This window comes from Corallococcus macrosporus DSM 14697 (assembly GCF_002305895.1).
Classification (GTDB): domain Bacteria; phylum Myxococcota; class Myxococcia; order Myxococcales; family Myxococcaceae; genus Myxococcus; species Myxococcus macrosporus.
Genome location: NZ_CP022203.1, coordinates 7,667,451 through 7,683,872, shown reverse-complemented (window position 1 = coordinate 7,683,872; position 16,422 = coordinate 7,667,451). Strand labels below are relative to the sequence as shown.

Genomic DNA, 16,422 nt, shown 5'->3' with positions numbered 1-16,422 from the left:
GGTCCTCAAAACGCCGCACAATGGGGCCGTGGCCGCCCTGCTCACCCTGCTGCTCCTCACGCTTCCAGTGAAGTCTGGGAATCCTGACAGGGCCGGCTCGCCGTCAGCGAATCGGGAGGAGGTGACGCGCTATGTGTTCTCCTGGCGCGGCGTGCCGGTGGGGACGGTGACGCTGAAGCTCGAGCCGGGCCGCTTCACCTACGTCAGCCAGCACCTGCACACCCGCGCAGGGCGGGCTGGAGAGCGCCGCCGGGAGCAGGCCCTGGCGTTGGATGGTGAGGGCCGGGTGCGGGGCTCGCGGGCCGTGCCGCAGGCGCTGTGGCTCTGGAGACGAGCGCCCGCCGTGGGCTGCGTGGTGGGGCGGGAGGAGCTGACGGGGCGCGAGGGCCCGCACTGCGTCACGCGGGTGGACGGCCAGCGCGCGGAGGGAACGTTGATGGGAGCGGCCTTCCAGGCACGTTACGGGGCCGACGGCCGGATGGAGGCGCTGGAGGTCGGCGATTCGCGCTTCACCGTGGCCGCGCCCGGGGAGCGGCTGCGCGCGCCGCCGGAGCTCTTCGCGGACGGGCTGCCGGTGGAGGGGCGAGGAGGGGCGCTGTCGCTGGAGCCGCCGCTCGCGGTGCCGGCGCGTCTGGACGGCCAGACGCCGTGGGACGCGGCGGCGGCGCGGGCGTTGGCGGCCGAGGTCCACGCGGCCTTTCCGGAGAAGCGGCCTGGCGGGGCGGATTGGCGCGAGGGCGGCGAGGGGGAGGCAGGCGGGTGCCTGGCGCACGCGCTGCGCTTCGCCGCGGGGGCCCGCGCGCGAGGCGTGAAGGTGGCCGTGGTGCACGGGCTGCTGGTGGTGGACGGCGGACCGGCGCGGCCTCACGCCTGGGTGCGCGTGGCGCTGGCGGCGGGGGGGACGCTGGACCTGGACCCGACGTCCCTGGACCCGGTGACGCCGCGCACGCACCTGCCCATTGCCCTGGCGGAGGCGCAGGGCCCGGCGCTGGAGGCGGGGGCGCGCTGGCTGTCGCTGCTGCGCGGGGCGCACCGGGTGGTGCGCCGGCCGTGAGGCGACGCGCTACTCGAAGGGGATGACGGACACCTTCGCGCCAGCCTGGACGTCCAGCACCTCCTTGGCGCGGGCGGGCAGGAAGGCCTGGGTGTTCTCCAGGCGCGCCTGGCACCGCACGGCGCGGAAGCGGTTGCGTCCGGCGTCGCTCTCCACCGCGACGAGGACGTCATCGCCCTGCAGGTCGAAGTCCCCGTCCGCCACCTTGAGCGTCCGGTACTTGCGCACCAGGCTGATGTCGGCGGTGTCGGCCTCGAAGTGGGGGCCGCCGTCGAACGGGTCGATGCGCTCCATGTACTTGAAGCCGATGCGCTCCAGCATGCGCTGCACGCCGCGCGTCTGCGGACCGACCTCGCCCAGCACCTTCTGCACGCGCGTGGGGAAGAGCGACGCGTAGATGTCCGAGGCGGGGAAGAGCTCCTTGATGAACTCCTTGTTCTGCCGGCTGAGGCGGTCCGCCTCCTGGTAGGTCAGGCCGGTGAACTTCTTGCCGCAGGCCTCCCACAGCAGGCTGCGGCCGTCCGGCAGCAGCGGCGGCAGCAGCTCCGCCAGCACGCGGGGACGGAACAGCCGCCGGTGCATGGCGATGAAGAGGAAGCGCCCGTAGGAGAGCTGCTTGCCGGGCTTGTCCGGCGTGGCGCGGTAGGGCGGGTCCACGACGAGCCCGCCCACCTCCGTGGGGCCCTCGTAGTTGTAGGCGATGGAGAGGACCTTGTGGCGAAGGTGACGGGAGAGGGACGCGGAGTAGTGCTCGCGCTCGCTCACCTCGTAGTAGATGTGCGGGGCCTCGTAGGTGCCGTGCTGCGCGATGATCATCGACGTGCCGATGATGAGGCTGTTGCGCACGTCCTCCAGCACGAAGAGGTACTCGCGCTCGAAGGGGTTCTTCACCTTGCCCGCGAAGCTCTTCACCGACGTGTCCACGATGGCCGACAGCGTTTCTTCGTTGTTCGGCAGGTTCACCGTGTTCAGCACGGCCGCGAGCCGCTTCAGCCCGGGCAGGTCGGTCTTCTGGACGTCACGCAGGACAAGCATGGGGACACTCGGGACGCTCCTGTGGTGGAGCGCCGGAAAGGAGAGACCATACCCCACACCTGCCGCCAGTCAGCTTGAAGGTTGTTCGCCGTGTTGATGACGCGACGTGTTGCGAGTGGCTTGCAAGGACGGCCGGAGTGTGTCAGGCGCCCGCGCCCGTCGTGAAACACAACGTGAAACATCCAGGGGCTTGCATGGCTGGCCGCCGGGTTGCCAGGCCAGTGGGAAGGTTCTGCCCGGGGAATGAAGCAGGGAATGGTTTGCGATACGGTGTGTCAGTCGTTGCATTCCAGACCTTCGCGAGGATGTCTTTGAGAGCCTTTGTCCCCGTATGGCTTGCGGTGTGGTGTGTCCCCGGGCTCGCTTCGGCAGGCGTGGTGTGGCGGGGGGACTTCGAGACGGGTGACCGCTCGCAGTACTCCAGCACGCAGATGGTGAATGCGAACCGGCTCCAGGTGGTGACGTCCCCGGTGGCCGAGGGCCAATACGCGCTGAAGGCCACGGTGTATCAGGGGGATGACCCCATCAACGCCAGCGGCAACCGCAATGAGCTCGTGTACATGAGCCGGGAGGCGGTGGGCTCGGAGTACTACTACCGCTGGAAGGTGATGTTCGCGAACGACTTCCCCAGCGCGGACACCTGGCAGCTCTTCACCCAGTGGCACCATGACGGGTGCTGCGGCTCCCCGCCGGTGGAGTTCTACGTGAAGGGGGAGGAGATTCGGCTGTCGCTCCCCGGAACGGCGGAGATTCCCTGGCGCACGAAGCTCACCCGGGGCGTGTGGCACGAGTTCATCCTGCACGCGAAGTGGTCGCCGGACCCGAAGGTGGGCTTCGTCGAGCTGTGGCACAACAAGGAGCGGGTGCTGCCCAGGCGCGGCGCGATGACGATGTACTCGGGGCAGCGCAACTACCTGAAGCTCGGCCTCTACCGCAGTGACACGGTGCGGCCCGTGGGGGTCGTCTACCACGACGGTTTCATGCAGGCGACGGAGCTGTCGGACGTGCTCCCCGTGGAGCCGCCGCCACCGCCCGTGGACGCTGGAACGCCGGACGCGGGCGCCCCGGTGGATGCCGGGGGTGGCCCCGTGGACCCGGAGCCGCCCGAGGACGCGGGGACCGCGGCGGACGCGGGCGGCGTGGACCCCGGGGACGCGGGCATGCCCGGGGAGCCGGAGCAGGACGCGGGGACCCCGGCGTCCTCCCTGGACTCAGGGACGCCGCAGGGGCCGAACGTGCCCACGCCGGGAGGCATTTCGTCGGAGGATGGCGTGGCGGCGCAGCCGGGGTGCAGCAGCACGGGCGGCTCCGTGGCGGCCTTCTCGCTGCTGGGGCTGATGGGCCTGGCGGGTTACCGGCGCCGGAGCCGTTGAGCGTCCAAGTTGGCGCGCATGCGCGGGGCATGTGCGCGCCCTCGGGTCGAGCTGCGTCCGCGCGGACCGCCGCGCGGGCTCGATGGGCCTGCGTCGCGGCCGTGGGGCCCCCGCTTCGCGCCTGCCGCACCCATCGCGTCACGGCGAGCGCGGATGACGGCTCGCGGTGACGCGCGTGCCGTGCCATATCAGCGTTCCGAACGCGTGGCGCTTCATTGCCACCGCCCCATGGAGCGCCCATGCGACCCAGCTTCTTCCTCCCGCTCTGCACCTTGCTGGCCTGCGCCCACGCGCAGCCGGTCACCGCGCCTCCGGCTCCCGCGGCGGCGCCTCCCGCGGCGCCGCCTCCCGCGGCGGCGCCTGCCGACCCAGAGGCTCAACGCCGCGAGGGACTCCAGCGGGCAGGCAGGGCGATGGAGGCGGGGCACTTCGACGCCGCCCGCTCCGAGCTGCAGCGACTGTGGGACGGCGGCCACCAGACGGACGAAGTGGCCTGGTTCGCCGCCTATGCCTCGCTGGGCGTGGGGGATGACGCCGCGGCCTTCACCTGGCTGGAGCGCGCCGTCGAGCGGGGCATGAGCTCGCCGGGCGACCTGCTGCACGACAAGTCCCTGGCGCCGCTGCGCCGGATGCCGGGCTACGACGCGCTGGTGGCGCGGGCCCGGGAGAACGCGCTGAAGGCGCGCGTCGCGGGCAACGTGGGCGCGGGTCTGGAGACGGTGACGGCCGCGGAGGCGGGACTGTCGGAGCCGGCGCTCGCGGCCTTCGTGAAGGCGGCCGAGGACGCGGGCTCGGCGGCCCTGGTGGTGCTCCGTCACGGCAAGCTGGTGGGGGAGTGGTACTTCGGCGGCGAGACGCAGCGCATCGAGTCCATGTCCGCCACGAAGGCCGTGGTGGCGCTGGCCATTGGGCTGCTCATCGACGAGGGGAAGCTTGCCTCCGCCGACGTGCCCGTCTCCACCTTCTTCCCGGAATGGAAGGCCGGGCTGAAGGGCCAGGTCACCTTGCGGCACGTGCTCAGCCACACCTCCGGGCTGGAGGCGAACGCGAGCGCGATGGACATCTACCAGTCGCGGGACTTCGTCCGCTACGCGTTGGACGCCCACGTGGTGGACGTGCCGGGCAGCCGGTTCTTCTACAACAACAAGGCCACCAACCTGCTGGCGGGCGTGGTGGAGCGCGCCTCGGGCGAGAAGCTGGACGCCTACCTGATGCGGCGGCTCTTCGCGCCGCTCGGCATCCGGGACGTGTTCTGGCAGAAGGACCCGGCCGGCAATCCGCTGGGCATGTCCGGCCTGCGCCTGCACCCGGTGGACTTCGCCAAGGTGGGCCAGTTGCTGCTCCAGCGAGGCACCTGGCAGGGCAAGCGCATCCTGAGCGAGGCCTGGATTCAGGAGTGCACCGCCGCGCCATCGCAGCCCCACAACCCCACGGCGGGGTTGCTGTGGTGGCTCGTCTACGACAAGTCGCTCCGTGTGCTCGGCCAGGACCTGGTGAACGAGGCGCGGCGCAACGGCATGCCGGAGGCGTCGCTGTCCCGCCTCGAGGACGTGGTGGGCAAGCCGATGGCCTCGGCGGATTTGATGCAGGTGCTCTCCGCGCGGCTGGGAGGGATGGCGGGCATCCGGGAGCTGATGGAGAAGAGCGCCCGCGTTCCCCTGCGGACGCAGGTGGAGGGGGCGCCCCGGGGCTACTCGGCGCGAGGCTCCTTCGGGCAGCTCCTGCTGGTGGTGCCGGAGCAGGACCTGGTGGTGGTGCGCATGGCCTTGCCGGACGGGCGGGTGCCGCCGGACGTCATGGAGTTCCCTGCCTTCAACGCGCTGGCACTCTCGCTGGTGCCTTCTCCCTGACTGACGCGGGGCGTGTGTCCCGGCGGCCTGCCTGGGTGCTTGCGCCGCGGGCCCTGTGGCATAAAGCCCATCCTGCATGCAGCCGACCCGCCGTGTTTCGCTCGTCCTGAGCTACCAGTACCCGGGCAAGTACGCCTTCACCGTGCTGGCGGGGGCCGTGGAGTCGGACCCGGCCCTGGCGGACGTGACGCTCCACTTCCCGCGCAGCCGCGAGACGCTGCTGGACACGCTTCGCGAGCGCGTGGACGCCGGGGACACGGTGGTGGCCGCGTGGTCCTTCTACTCGGCCAGCTTCGCCCCCGCGGCGGAGGAGCTGGCGTGGGTGCGTGAGCGGCTGGAGGGGCGCGAGGTGCTGTGCATCGCCGGTGGCGTGCACGCCACGGCGGAGACGCTCCAGACGCTCCAGGCGGGCTTCGACCTGGTGGCGGTGGGCGAGGGTGAGCACTCCCTGCGCGCGCTGCTCGGCCGGGTGCTGCGGGGCGAGGAGCCGCGCGACACGCACGGCGTCGCGTACCTGAAGGACGGAAAGCTGGTGCAGCACGGCCGGGGTGAGGGCGTGCTGCTCGACGACTTCCCGCCCTTCGCGGCGCGCAACGGGCAGTACGGCGCCATCGAAATCACGCGCGGCTGCATCTACGCGTGCCGCTTCTGCCAGACGCCGTTCATGAGCAAGGCGCGGTTCCGGCATCGCTCCGTGGCCAACGTGGCGCACTGGGCGCGGGAGCTGCGGCGCTCGGGCCGGCGCGACGTCCGCTTCATCACGCCGACGTCCATGTCCTACGGCACCGCCGACGAGTCGGTGAACCTGGACGCGGTGGAGGCCCTGCTCGCCGCGGTGAAGGAGGCCATGGCGCCCGACGGGCGCATCTACTACGGCACCTTCCCCTCGGAGGTCCGCCCCGAGCACGTCACGCCGGAGGCGCTGGCGCTGCTCAAGCGCTACGTCCACAACGACAACCTCATCATCGGCGGCCAGTCCGGCTCCGAGCGCATCCTCCAGAGCACGCGCCGGGGGCACGACGTGGAGACGGTGGTGCGCGCCACCCGCATCGCGGTGGAGTGCGGCTTCGTGCCCAACGTGGACTTCATCCTGGGACTGCCCGGGGAGGAGCCCGCCGACGTGGACGCCACGGTGGCGCTGATGGAGCAACTGGCGGCGCTGGGGGCTCGCGTGCATGGACATACCTTCATGCCGCTGCCGGGGACGCCGTTCCGAGATGCGCCGCCCGGGGCGGTGGATGAAGCGACGCAGCGCAAGCTGGACCGGCTGGCGTCCCAGGGCCGCCTGTATGGGCATTGGAAGCAGCAGGTCGCCCTCGCCGAGGGCATCGCCTCACGCCGCCGTCCCCGCGCCGGGTAGGGCCGGGCGGTCCGGGGAAGACGGGCTGGAGGCCCCGGTTTCGTGGGAGGTGAGCCCCTCCGGGCCGATGGCTTCCGGTGCTCGCCGTGCTGTGGCTGGGGTGTTCCACCTCGGTCAAGCCTCCCATGCAGCAGGCCTGGGACGAGGCGGAGCTGGAGTGCTCGACTCCTCACGAGGACCAGTGTGTCTCCCTGCTGTGTCTGGGAGAGGCCTGCGGTTTCTACCGCTGCGCGGACCTGCCCGGGGAGATAGAGCTGGCGCGCTTCCCGCCCGCGCGTCCACCCGCGGCGGCGGCGGCTCCGGGCCGGGGCCCTCGGCGGAGCTGGGGTAGCGGGCAGCAGCTACCTCGTGGCGCCGTCATGGTGTTCCCCAACTGGAACGGGGCGCCAGAGCGAGTCATCCCGCCGTCACATCGGCTACCGCCCGGGCGCTGGGAGAAGCACCACATCTTCCCCCAGGCCCCCGAGCTCGCCGGGTGGTTCCTGCAGCGGGGCGTCAAGATTCACGACTACACCATGCCGATTCCGCTCGAACTCCATCGGCGCATTCATGGTGGGTCAGGCGCTGGCGGCGCTTGGAACGAAGCGTGGCGTGCATACATGCGGCGAAACAACGGGGCGAGCCCTGAAGAGATTTTCAAGCACGCGGGGGCGCTCATCTATCGCTTCCAACTGATAGGTGGGCCGATTCGTCCGTACTATTCCAGGCCAGGAACATGACCCTTCGCCTGTTTGAACTCTCCCAGGACAGTACGACGTGGCCCCGAATCAACGGGAGCTTCCATGCCGCGCACAAGTGGGCGCTGCCTGGGTTGGCGGGATGTCCTGGCTGTGGGGTGACCTGGTCCTCTTCGGGCCATCAGTACCCCGCTGTCGATCTGTCGATGCTGCCTGCGCAGGGTGAGTTCCTGAAGGCCCGGCCCGAGCCGTTCGAGGAGTTCGTGAGACTGCGTGAAATGGTCCGCCCCTTGGCCCCGCCTGGCGCGCCGCTGCCTCCAGGGACTTCGTTCGGTCCCTTGGTGGGAGCCGCCTCGGGACGATTCGCCGCCTTCGAGACGCAGGGGAGCATGCTGCTCGTGGTTCGCTGGGATGCACTGGAACAACTCCAGGCAGAGGGCGTTCGCGGTCTCGTGGGCTGCAAGACGGAGCTGCGCTTTCGGCAGAAGGACCCTCCGGAGCTCTTGGAGCTTCAGCTTGAGCCCGGAGGGCGACTGCACCCGGACTGCTACCCGCCGGATCAGCAGCCGCCCTGTGCCACCTGTGGCCGGTTCGGAATGACGCTGCCAGACGACCCCATCCTCGACGCGGCCTCGCTGCCCACGGACCGGGACCTCTTCCGCGTGGGCAACTTCGCCACCGTGATGGTGGGCACCGAGCGCTTCAAGGAGGCGGTCCAGCGCCTGGGCTTGGAGGGCATCACCTTCCGCGAGCTGCCGACCCGCTAGGCACGCGCGGCATGGCCGTCACTTCCACGGGCCCGCGCCGCACGAGGCGCTTAGGATGGGGACGCGATGTCCACCGACCCGGCACCTCCCTACTGGCTCCTCATCTCCGTCCTCTTCAGCAACCAGCCGCTGACGCCCTCGCTGGCGATGACGCTGCACCAGGTCGCCTTCGAGCTGCACCAGCGCGGTGAGGGCGCCAAGGAGGTGGCCGGGGACATGGTGAGCGGCCGGGTGGTGAACCTGCGCAAGGACGTGTCCTTCGGCGGCATCGCCGGGCCGGCCTTCGAGGCGGAAATCGAGACGGAGCGGGGCTCCGGCGTGGTCCGCTTCGTCCTCACCCGCCAGGGCCTGGAGCGGATGAAGCAGCCGCCGGCCGAGCCGCCCCGGCCCAAGTACCTCAACTGAGCCACCAGGGGCCCGTCCGGCTGCCCGCTCCCTGCGCGCGGGTGGCCATCATCGCCACCTTGAGGGGCATGGACCCCAAGGACTACCTCAAGCGCGGCGCCGGCATCCCGCTCGACCCCAAGAAGCAGAAGGACCCGGAGGAGGACGGCGAGAGCGTCCCCGCCGAGGGCCGCTCCGAGTTCCTCAACGATGTCACCGAGCAGAACGGCGGCCAGCGCACCGACGTCGAGCTGCCGTGGAGGGACGGCCCCGAGCTCCAGCGGGGCCAGCGCGACGCCTACAACGCGGACAGCGACAAGAAGAAGGGCTGAGGGCCCGGCCGGATTACTCCCGGTCCAGGTCCACCTTCATCTTGTTGCCCATGTGCAGGATGGAGTTGGACAGCGTCGCGGCGGACATCTCCGCCAGCTCCATGAGGACCTGCTCCTGCTGCGCCTGCTCCGAGCCGGCGGGGGCCTGGGACGCCGGGCCCCGCGTGCCGTCCTCGGAGATGGGCCCGCGGCCCACGGCGGACAGGTAGGAGTTCAGGAGGCCGTTGTTCGGCGAGCTGCCCACCGAGGCGAGCGCGGAGGCGACCACCGCGCCCCCCGACACCATCAGCGGGTCTCCCGGCCGGTTGGCCGGGGCCATGGGGTTCACCAGCGCGCCAAAGCTCGTGCTGGCGGCGCGGGTCTGCGCCTGCGTGGTGGCGGGCTGAATCATGGGACCGGTGAAGGAGTTGATGCGCGTCATGTCGGCTCCGTCTCGGCCCGGGACGCGCACCACGCACGTGTCGGACCTCTCGAAGCCCCATTATCGCCCGGCCGCCCGGCGAAGTTGCGCGCGAGGTGCGAAAACGCAGCAAGGCCGCGGACTTACGGGCGTACAACCCGTCAGCCGCGGCCTTGGCCAGGCCCTCAGGAGGCGCCCGGGCCTAGAACTGGTGGGCCTCGGTGGACTCCGTCAGGGCGAGCGTGCTGGCGTTGCCGCCGGAGATGACCTCGGCCACCTGGTCGAAGTAGCCGGTGCCCACCTCGCGCTGGTGGCGGGTGGCGGTGTAGCCGTCCTTCTCCGCGGCGAACTCGGCCTGCTGCAGCTCGCTGTAGGCCGCCATGCCGCGGTCCTTGTACTTCCGCGCCAGCTCGTACATCCCGAAGTTGAGCGCGTGGAAGCCGGCCAGGGTGACGAACTGGAACTTGTAGCCCATGGCGCCCAGCTCGCGCTGGAACTTGGCGATGGTGGCGTCGTCCAGGTTCTTCTTCCAGTTGAAGGACGGCGAGCAGTTGTAGGCCAGCAGCTTGTTCGGGTACTTGGCGCGGAGGGACTCGGCGAACTTCTTCGCCTGGGCCAGGTCCGGGGTGCTCGTCTCGCACCACACCAGGTCCGCGTACGGCGCGTACGCCAGGCCGCGGGCGATGGCGCAGTCCAGGCCGCCGTTGAGGCGGTAGAAGCCCTCCGCGGTGCGGCCGGCCTTCTTGTCGATGAAGGCGTGGTCGTACTCGTCCGCGTCGCTCATCAGCAGCTTGGCGCTGTCCGCGTCCGTGCGGGCCACCAGCAGCGTGGGCACGCCCATGACGTCCGCGGCGAGCCGGGCCGCGGAGAGGGTGCGGATGAAGTGGCTGGTGGGCACCAGCACCTTGCCGCCCATGTGGCCGCACTTCTTCTCGCTGGCGAGCTGGTCCTCGAAGTGCACGCCGGCGGCGCCCGCCTCGATCATGCCCTTCATCAGCTCGAAGGCGTTGAGCGGACCGCCGAAGCCGGCCTCGGCGTCGGCGATGATGGGCGCGAACCAGTAGCGGTCCTTGCGGCCTTCGGCGTGGTCAATCTGGTCCGCGCGGCGCAGGGCGTTGTTGATTTTGCGCACCACGGTGGGGACGCTGTCCACCGGGTAGAGGCTCTGGTCCGGGTACATCTGCCCGGCGGAGTTGGCGTCCGCCGCCACCTGCCAGCCGGACAGGTAGATGGCCTTCAGGCCCGCGCGCACCATCTGCACGGCCTGGTTGCCGGTGAGCGAGCCGAGCGCGTTGATGTAGTCCTCGGTGTGGAGCAACTCCCAGAGCTTCTTGGCGCCCAGCTCCGCCAGCGTGTAGCTGATGGTGACGGAGCCGCGGAGCTTCTCCACGTCCTTCTGGGTGTAGTTGCGCTTGATGCCCTCGAAACGCTGCGCGTGGAGCTTGGCGTGAGGGGAGGCATCGGCGGTCGTCGGCGTGGCGTCGTACATCGTGGGCTCCTCGCTACGGTAAAGGTGGTGGGTTGCTGCTGCGAGCTTCAGAAAGGGTTCAGCGCTGGGCTTCCAGGGCGTCGTAGGCCGGCAGGGTGAGGAAGTCCTCGAAGGTGTCGGCGGTGGAGAGCTGCTCGAAGAGGACGCGGGCGCGCTCCAGGTGGGCGGCGCCGTAGCGCTCCTTCGCGCCCTCCTTCTCGAGCCGGCCCATCTCCTCGCCCAGCACGTCGCGGAAGAGGGCGGGCGTCACCGCGCGGCCGTCCTCCAGCGTGGCGCCGTGGTGGAGCCACTGCCACACCTGGGCGCGGGAGATTTCGGCGGTGGCCGCGTCCTCCATCAGGTTGTAGAGGGGCACGCAGCCCAGGCCGCCCAGCCACGCGGCGGTGTACTGGATGCCCACGCGGATGTTGTGGCGCAGGCCCTCCTCGGTGCGCGTGCCGGAGGGCACCTTGAGCAGCTCCGCCTCGCCAATCTTCACGTCCTCGCGCTTGTTGGAGAGCTGGTTGGGGCCCTTCATGTGCGAGTCGAAGATGTCGCGCGCGATTTCCACGAGGCCGGGGTGGGCCACCCACGTCCCGTCATGGCCATTCTTGACCTCGCGCAGCTTGTCCGCGCGGACCTTGTCCATGACGGCGTCGTTGGCCGCCGCGTCACCCTTGATGGGGATGAAGGCCGCCATGCCGCCCATGGCGTGCGCGTTGCGGCGGTGGCAGGTCTGGATGAGGAGCTGCGAGTAGGCGTTGAGGAACGCCTTGTCCATCGTCACCTGTCCGCGGTCGGGCAGCACCACGCGGGTGTCGGACTGGAGCGTCTTGATGAAGCTGAAGATGTAGTCCCAGCGGCCGCAGTTGAGGCCGGCGGAGTGCTCGCGCAGCTCATGGAGGATTTCGTCCATCTCGAACGCGGCGGGCAGCGTCTCGATGAGGACGGTGGCCTTGATGGTGCCGCGCGGGATGTCCAGCTCCGCCTGGGCCAGGTGGAACACGTCGTTCCACAGCCGGGCCTCCAGGTGGCTCTGCAGCTTCGGCAGGTAGAAGTAGGGCCCGGTGCCGCGCGCGAGCTGCTCACGGGCGTTGTGGAAGAAGAAGAGCCCGAAGTCGAGCAGCGAGCCGGAGATGGGCTTGCCGTCGATTTCGATGTGCCGCTCCGGCAGGTGCCAGCCGCGGGGCCGCACGAAGAGCACGGCGCGCTTCGGGTTGAGGGCGTAGTGCTTCCCGTTCTCCGCGGTGAAGGAGATGGTGCCGCGCACCGCGTCGCGCAGGTTGACTTGCCCGCGCACCACGTTGTCCCAGGTGGGGCTGTTGGCGTCCTCGAAGTCCGCCATGAAGACGTTGGCGCCGGAGTTCAGCGCGTTGATGACCATCTTCCGGTCCACCGGGCCGGTGATTTCCACGCGGCGGTCCTGAAGGTCGGCGGGCAGGGGCGCCACCGTCCAGTCGCCCTCCCGGATGGCCTTCGTCTCCGGCAGGAAGTGGGGGCGCTCGCCCTGGCGCCAGGCCGCCTGCACCGCCTTGCGGCGCTCCAGCAGCGCCAGCCGGCGCTCCCCGAAGGTGCGCGCCAGCTTCGCCACGAACTCCAGGGCCTCGGGGGTGAGGACCTCGGCGTAGTCGGGGTGCCAGGTCCCCTTCACCACCACGCCCGGTCCGAACGCCGGGGGCTTCACAGCGGGGGCTTGGTCCGACATCGGGGCTCCTTTGGCTTGGTGCGTTGTAAATCTACTGGGACGGCTCGGAAAATGAGTCCTGAGAGTGCAAAAAGGAAGTGCTGCGTGAATCTTTGCCTGCTTGCCTGTAACTGTGTCAACAGCCGAGGAGTTAAATCTGTAAATCAACAAATCGCCCCCGAGGCGGATGCAATGGGGCGCGCCAGGGCGCGTAGGTAGGAATGAGGGCCGTGGACGCCAAGTGGGATCGGGCCCAGAAGGGAGACGTGATGGACGCCAAGAGACGCTGCGCCACCTGCACGGAGGAAGTGAGCCTGGAGGTCCGGAGGTGCCCGCGCTGCGGCGCGCGCGCGGAGCCGATGCACCGGGGCGTGGACGGGCGCCTGGTGACGGGCGTGTGCGCGGCGCTGGGGCGGGAGGTCGGCGTGGACGCGGCGCTGGTGCGCGTGGGCTTCGTGGTGGCGCTGGCGGTGTCCGGGGGCACCGCGCTGCTGGTGTACCTGCTGCTGTGGGCCTTCACGCCGCCGTCGGCGACGGGCACCGCGCCGCTGCGGCGCACGTACGACTGGCTGGCCGGCTGGGGGAACGCGGGGGCCAGCGCCTCGTCGCCGCGCGTCGAACGCCGGGTGTAGTGCTCAGCGTCCAACGAAGAAAATCACGCCGGAGCCCTGCCTGGGGACTCCGGCCTGTTATTCGAAGGGCTCCGCTTTTTTCGAGGAGCCCGCGCGTGAGCACGAAGAACGTTCGCACCGAGAAAGACACCTTCGGCCCCATCGACGTCCCCGCCGACCGGCTGTGGGGCGCCCAGACGCAGCGCAGCCTCCAGAACTTCGCCATCTCCACCGAGCGCATGCCGCTGGCCCTCATCCGCGCCCTGGTGCTGGTGAAGAAGGCCGCCGCGACGGTGAATGTGGAGAACGGCTCGCTGCCCAGGGAGAAGGGGGAGGCCATCATCCGGGCCGCGGACGAGGTGCTGGCGGGCCAGCACGACGCGGAGTTCCCCCTGAGCGTCTGGCAGACGGGCAGCGGGACGCAGACGAACATGAACACGAACGAGGTGCTGGCCAACCGCGCCTCGGAGCTCCTGGGCGGCGAGCGCGGCGAGGGCCGCAAGGTCCACGCCAACGACGACGTCAACAAGGGGCAGAGCTCCAACGACGTCTTCCCCACCGCGATGAGCGTGGCCGCCGTGGCCGCCATCACCGGGCACGTCCTCCCGGAGCTGAAGGCGCTGCGCGACGTGTTCGCGGACAAGGCCCGCGCCTTCCACGACGTGGTGAAGGTGGGCCGCACCCACCTCCAGGACGCCACGCCCCTGACGCTGGGGCAGGAGCTCAGCGGCTTCGTGGCCCAGTTGGACCACGCGAAGGCCCACCTGGAGCGCACCCTGCCGCACCTTTCGGAGCTGGCCCTGGGCGGCACGGCGGTGGGCACCGGCCTCAACGCGCCCAGGGGCTACGCCGAGCGCGTGGCGGAGGCGCTGGCCCGGCTCACCGGCCACCCCTTCGTCACCGCGCCCAACAAGTTCGAGGCGCTGGCCGCCAACGACGCGCTGGTGCAGGCGCACGGGGCGCTCAAGGGGCTGGCGGTGGTGCTCTTCAAGGTGGCCAACGACGTGCGCTGGCTGTCCTCGGGGCCGCGCTCGGGGCTGGCGGAAATCCTCATCCCGGAGAACGAGCCGGGCAGCTCCATCATGCCGGGCAAGGTGAACCCCACCCAGAGCGAGGCGCTCACCATGCTGTGCGCCCAGGTGATGGGCAACGACGTCGCCGTGAGCGTGGGCGGGGCGTCCGGCAACTTCCAGCTCAACGTCTTCAAGCCGCTCATCGCCCACAACGTGCTCCAGAGCTGCCGGCTGCTGGCGGACGGCATGCGCAGCTTCCGCCTGCACTGCGCGGTGGGGATTGAACCCAACCGGGCCCGCATCCAGGAGAACCTGGAGCGCAGCCTGATGCTCGTCACGGCGCTCAACCCCCACATCGGCTACGACAACGCGGCGAAAATCGCCAAGACGGCCCACCGGGACGGCACGACGCTCAAGGAGACGGCCGTGGCGCTGGGCCTGGTGACGCCCGAGCAGTTCGACCAGTGGGTCCGCCCGGAGGACATGACGGGCCACGAGGGGTAGGCCCCCCTGGGGAGCAGGGAGGCGGTGGCGGCGAAGCGTGGGGCAGCGCACGCTCCGGGAAGAAGGGGCGGGCGCGGCGGCGCGAGGGCGATTAGGGTAGGGGCGTCATGAACGTCCCCTTCGTCATCGAGACCACGCACCGCGGCGAGCGGGCGTACGACCTGTACAGCCGGCTCCTCAAGGACCGCATCATCATGCTGGGCACGCCCGTCAATGACGACGTGGCCAACATCATCGTCGCCCAGCTCCTCTTCCTGGAGTCGGAGGACCCGGACAAGGGCATCAACCTCTACATCAACTCGCCCGGTGGCTCGGTGACGGCGGGCCTGGCCATCTACGACACCATGCAGTACGTGAAGTGTCCGGTGTCCACCATCTGCGTGGGGCAGGCGGCCTCCATGGGCGCGCTGCTGCTGCTGGCCGGCGCGAAGGGCAAGCGCTACGCCCTGCCCAACAGCCGCATCATGATTCACCAGCCGCTGGGCGGCGCGCAGGGCCAGGCCACGGACATCGACATCCAGGCCAAGGAAATCCTCCGGCTGCGCAGCTACATCAACGGCCTCATCGTGAAGCACACGGGGCACACCATCGAGCGCATCGAGAAGGACACCGAGCGCGACTACTTCATGAGCGCCGAGGATGCCCGGCAGTACGGCCTCATCGACGAGGTGGTGGAGAAGCAGCGCGCCATCGCCCCGTCGCCCACGCCGGCGAAGTAGGGGCCTTCCCGCCCCGTCTCCGTGCGGGGCGGCGTGGCGCCACGCGGGCGCCGCGCCGGACGCAGGTTCAGCGCAGGACGATTTCCGGCTCCCTTGCCTGCATGTGGCACGAAGCGTGCTCAACATGGGCATATGACGCCGATCCGACTTCGCATCGTCCCGCGGTTCCTCTTGCCCGGCGCCATCCTGGCCTCCATGGCCTGCGCGACGGGCCCCACCGGCCGTCCCCCCGCGCCCCCCAGCTCGGCCGCCGTGCAGACGGAGCTGGGCGCCCGGGACGTCGTGCAGGCCGGCGAGGAATACGCCCGCAACAACGCGCTGGTGCTCGCCGAAGCTGGAGAGGCGGTGGAGATTCGCCCCAACTTCTGGCGCATCCGGTTCGGGCTCGCGGACCAGCCGGGCCGCATCCTGGAGGTCGAGTTCGACGAGCTGGCGCGCCGGGTGGTCAATGCCCGCGAGATTGAGGTCATCCCGGAGAACACAGGGGACGGGGCGGTGGGCGGCAGCGGCCCCGTGCCGGCGGCCGGTCAGCCCCGGGGGCCCATTCCCTGAGCGGCGAGGAGTCCCTCGCTCGCGGCCCTGACCTGGGCGCCCCCAGCGCGGTGGAAGCCCTGGCTCGGGCCGTGCGCTCACGGGGCCCGCGCTCGCCGCCCGCATGAGCGGCCGCCGCGCCGTTTGAAGGGCGGGGCGTCACGGCGCCGGAGCGTGGGCCTCCTCGCAGAACAGCAGCTCCGCGTGGGCGCTCGCGCGCCCCACGAGCACCGCCACCTGCCCGTAGGCGCGGCCGAAGCGCGCGGCCTCCTCGCGCGGGAGGCCCGGGACGAAGAGGCTCGGCTCGCACCAACCCCCATCCTCCGCCTGGCCCAGGGCGGGCGCCACCACCCAGCCCCCCGCGACGAGCTGCGCCTCCAGCCGCTCCTGGGCGCGGCGGTTCTCCTCCTCGCTCCGCCACTGCGAGCCGGGATTCCACGCCGTCAGGAAGGCCCACTCGCGGTGGCCGCGCGCCGCAAGCGTTGCGTCCAGCGCCGGGTGCAGGGCGCCCGCCCGCAGAATCTGCTCGACACCTCCCGTGCTGGGATGGGGCCGGATGACGTAGCGCGTCGCCGTGTAGGCCTTCGCCAACCGCTCGCGTTCGTGGTGGCTCATGCGCCGCATGATGCTCGCGCGTGCCCGCCGGGGAAAATCGGGTTT

At 70.6% G+C, this 16,422-nt stretch carries 17 protein-coding genes; 12 read left to right on the top strand and 5 right to left on the bottom strand.

Features of this window, described 5'->3' with window-relative positions; translation table 11 throughout:
• Positions 1 to 28: 28 nt before the first annotated feature.
• Positions 29 to 1,054 (top strand): lasso peptide biosynthesis protein, encoded by a 1,026-nt coding sequence (locus MYMAC_RS31060; RefSeq protein WP_095960691.1) that lies wholly within the window; start codon positions 29 to 31, stop codon positions 1,052 to 1,054.
• A 9-nt stretch (positions 1,055 to 1,063) separates the two neighbouring features.
• On the opposite strand, the gene MYMAC_RS31055 is transcribed toward MYMAC_RS31060, so the two are convergent.
• Positions 1,064 to 2,089, bottom strand: a complete 1,026-nt coding sequence (locus MYMAC_RS31055; protein WP_013937918.1) for an arginine N-succinyltransferase — start codon at positions 2,087 to 2,089, stop codon at positions 1,064 to 1,066.
• 374 nt (positions 2,090 to 2,463) lie between these two features.
• Between MYMAC_RS31055 and MYMAC_RS31050 the strand changes: the two genes are divergently transcribed.
• The 7 genes from MYMAC_RS31050 to MYMAC_RS31020 all read left to right on the top strand — a co-directional run bounded on the left by MYMAC_RS31050 (position 2,464) and on the right by MYMAC_RS31020 (position 8,832).
• Positions 2,464 to 3,462, top strand: coding sequence for a polysaccharide lyase family 20 protein (locus tag MYMAC_RS31050; protein ID WP_338025977.1), 999 nt, complete (start codon positions 2,464 to 2,466; stop codon positions 3,460 to 3,462).
• Positions 3,463 to 3,701: 239 nt separating this feature from the next.
• Positions 3,702 to 5,312 carry a serine hydrolase domain-containing protein gene (locus MYMAC_RS31045; protein WP_095960690.1) on the top strand — a complete coding sequence of 537 codons (1,611 nt, stop codon included), beginning with the start codon at positions 3,702 to 3,704 and terminating at the stop codon, positions 5,310 to 5,312.
• Between the two features lie 76 nt (positions 5,313 to 5,388).
• Entirely contained in the window at positions 5,389 to 6,672 is a 1,284-nt protein-coding gene (locus MYMAC_RS31040) for a TIGR04013 family B12-binding domain/radical SAM domain-containing protein (protein WP_095960689.1), read from the top strand.
• A gap of 77 nt (positions 6,673 to 6,749) precedes the next feature.
• On the top strand, positions 6,750 to 7,391 hold the full coding sequence (gene sitA6 / locus MYMAC_RS31035) for a SitA6 family polymorphic toxin lipoprotein (RefSeq protein ID WP_095960688.1): 642 nt from the start codon (positions 6,750 to 6,752) through the stop codon (positions 7,389 to 7,391).
• A complete protein-coding gene (gene sitI6 / locus MYMAC_RS31030) occupies positions 7,388 to 8,116 on the top strand; it encodes a SitI6 family double-CXXCG motif immunity protein (protein WP_095960687.1) in 729 nt (242 codons plus the stop codon). The genes sitA6 and sitI6 overlap by 4 nt, the downstream gene beginning before the upstream one ends.
• A gap of 66 nt (positions 8,117 to 8,182) precedes the next feature.
• On the top strand, positions 8,183 to 8,521 hold the full coding sequence (locus MYMAC_RS31025; protein WP_095960686.1) for a hypothetical protein: 339 nt from the start codon (positions 8,183 to 8,185) through the stop codon (positions 8,519 to 8,521).
• Positions 8,522 to 8,589: 68 nt separating this feature from the next.
• Complete coding sequence (locus MYMAC_RS31020; protein WP_013937925.1) at positions 8,590 to 8,832, top strand: hypothetical protein; 243 nt, start codon at positions 8,590 to 8,592, stop codon at positions 8,830 to 8,832.
• A 13-nt stretch (positions 8,833 to 8,845) separates the two neighbouring features.
• Here MYMAC_RS31020 and MYMAC_RS31015 read toward each other — a convergent pair whose 3' ends face one another.
• The 3 genes from MYMAC_RS31015 to aceB form a co-directional block, all read right to left on the bottom strand.
• Positions 8,846 to 9,253 carry a hypothetical protein gene (locus MYMAC_RS31015; protein WP_013937926.1) on the bottom strand — a complete coding sequence of 136 codons (408 nt, stop codon included), beginning with the start codon at positions 9,251 to 9,253 and terminating at the stop codon, positions 8,846 to 8,848.
• Between the two features lie 181 nt (positions 9,254 to 9,434).
• Positions 9,435 to 10,721 (bottom strand): isocitrate lyase, encoded by a 1,287-nt coding sequence (gene aceA / locus MYMAC_RS31010; RefSeq protein ID WP_095960685.1) that lies wholly within the window; start codon positions 10,719 to 10,721, stop codon positions 9,435 to 9,437.
• A gap of 58 nt (positions 10,722 to 10,779) precedes the next feature.
• Positions 10,780 to 12,405 carry a malate synthase A gene (aceB, locus tag MYMAC_RS31005; RefSeq protein WP_095960684.1) on the bottom strand — a complete coding sequence of 542 codons (1,626 nt, stop codon included), beginning with the start codon at positions 12,403 to 12,405 and terminating at the stop codon, positions 10,780 to 10,782.
• Positions 12,406 to 12,653: 248 nt separating this feature from the next.
• On the opposite strand from aceB, the gene MYMAC_RS31000 reads away from it, so the two are divergent.
• The 4 genes from MYMAC_RS31000 (at position 12,654) to MYMAC_RS30985 (ending at position 15,783) form a co-directional block, all read left to right on the top strand.
• On the top strand, positions 12,654 to 13,016 hold the full coding sequence (locus tag MYMAC_RS31000; RefSeq protein ID WP_043712775.1) for a PspC domain-containing protein: 363 nt from the start codon (positions 12,654 to 12,656) through the stop codon (positions 13,014 to 13,016).
• Between the two features lie 95 nt (positions 13,017 to 13,111).
• A complete protein-coding gene (gene fumC / locus MYMAC_RS30995; protein WP_095960683.1) occupies positions 13,112 to 14,512 on the top strand; it encodes a class II fumarate hydratase in 1,401 nt (466 codons plus the stop codon).
• Positions 14,513 to 14,619: 107 nt separating this feature from the next.
• Positions 14,620 to 15,231, top strand: coding sequence for an ATP-dependent Clp endopeptidase proteolytic subunit ClpP (clpP, locus tag MYMAC_RS30990; RefSeq protein ID WP_013937931.1), 612 nt, complete (start codon positions 14,620 to 14,622; stop codon positions 15,229 to 15,231).
• A 132-nt stretch (positions 15,232 to 15,363) separates the two neighbouring features.
• Positions 15,364 to 15,783 carry a hypothetical protein gene (locus MYMAC_RS30985; protein WP_013937932.1) on the top strand — a complete coding sequence of 140 codons (420 nt, stop codon included), beginning with the start codon at positions 15,364 to 15,366 and terminating at the stop codon, positions 15,781 to 15,783.
• Between the two features lie 138 nt (positions 15,784 to 15,921).
• On the opposite strand, the gene MYMAC_RS30980 is transcribed toward MYMAC_RS30985, so the two are convergent.
• Positions 15,922 to 16,377 carry a DUF3293 domain-containing protein gene (locus MYMAC_RS30980; RefSeq protein ID WP_095961747.1) on the bottom strand — a complete coding sequence of 152 codons (456 nt, stop codon included), beginning with the start codon at positions 16,375 to 16,377 and terminating at the stop codon, positions 15,922 to 15,924.
• Positions 16,378 to 16,422: the final 45 nt, after the last annotated feature.

Excerpts from the sequence above, each read along its gene's own strand:
- MYMAC_RS31055 (WP_013937918.1), bottom strand. The coding sequence starts at position 2,089 with ATGCTTGTCCTGCGTGACGTCCAGAAGACCGACCTGCCCGGGCTGAAG.
- MYMAC_RS31025 (WP_095960686.1), top strand. The coding sequence starts at position 8,183 with ATGTCCACCGACCCGGCACCTCCCTACTGGCTCCTCATCTCCGTCCTC.
- MYMAC_RS30985 (WP_013937932.1), top strand. The coding sequence starts at position 15,364 with ATGACGCCGATCCGACTTCGCATCGTCCCGCGGTTCCTCTTGCCCGGC.
- MYMAC_RS31020 (WP_013937925.1), top strand. The coding sequence starts at position 8,590 with ATGGACCCCAAGGACTACCTCAAGCGCGGCGCCGGCATCCCGCTCGAC.
- sitI6 (WP_095960687.1), top strand. The coding sequence starts at position 7,388 with ATGACCCTTCGCCTGTTTGAACTCTCCCAGGACAGTACGACGTGGCCC.
- aceB (WP_095960684.1), bottom strand. The coding sequence starts at position 12,405 with ATGTCGGACCAAGCCCCCGCTGTGAAGCCCCCGGCGTTCGGACCGGGC.
- aceA (WP_095960685.1), bottom strand. The coding sequence starts at position 10,721 with ATGTACGACGCCACGCCGACGACCGCCGATGCCTCCCCTCACGCCAAG.
- MYMAC_RS31000 (WP_043712775.1), top strand. The coding sequence starts at position 12,654 with ATGGACGCCAAGAGACGCTGCGCCACCTGCACGGAGGAAGTGAGCCTG.
- clpP (WP_013937931.1), top strand. The coding sequence starts at position 14,620 with ATGAACGTCCCCTTCGTCATCGAGACCACGCACCGCGGCGAGCGGGCG.
- MYMAC_RS30980 (WP_095961747.1), bottom strand. The coding sequence starts at position 16,377 with ATGAGCCACCACGAACGCGAGCGGTTGGCGAAGGCCTACACGGCGACG.
- MYMAC_RS31045 (WP_095960690.1), top strand. The coding sequence starts at position 3,702 with ATGCGACCCAGCTTCTTCCTCCCGCTCTGCACCTTGCTGGCCTGCGCC.
- MYMAC_RS31040 (WP_095960689.1), top strand. The coding sequence starts at position 5,389 with ATGCAGCCGACCCGCCGTGTTTCGCTCGTCCTGAGCTACCAGTACCCG.
- MYMAC_RS31015 (WP_013937926.1), bottom strand. The coding sequence starts at position 9,253 with ATGACGCGCATCAACTCCTTCACCGGTCCCATGATTCAGCCCGCCACC.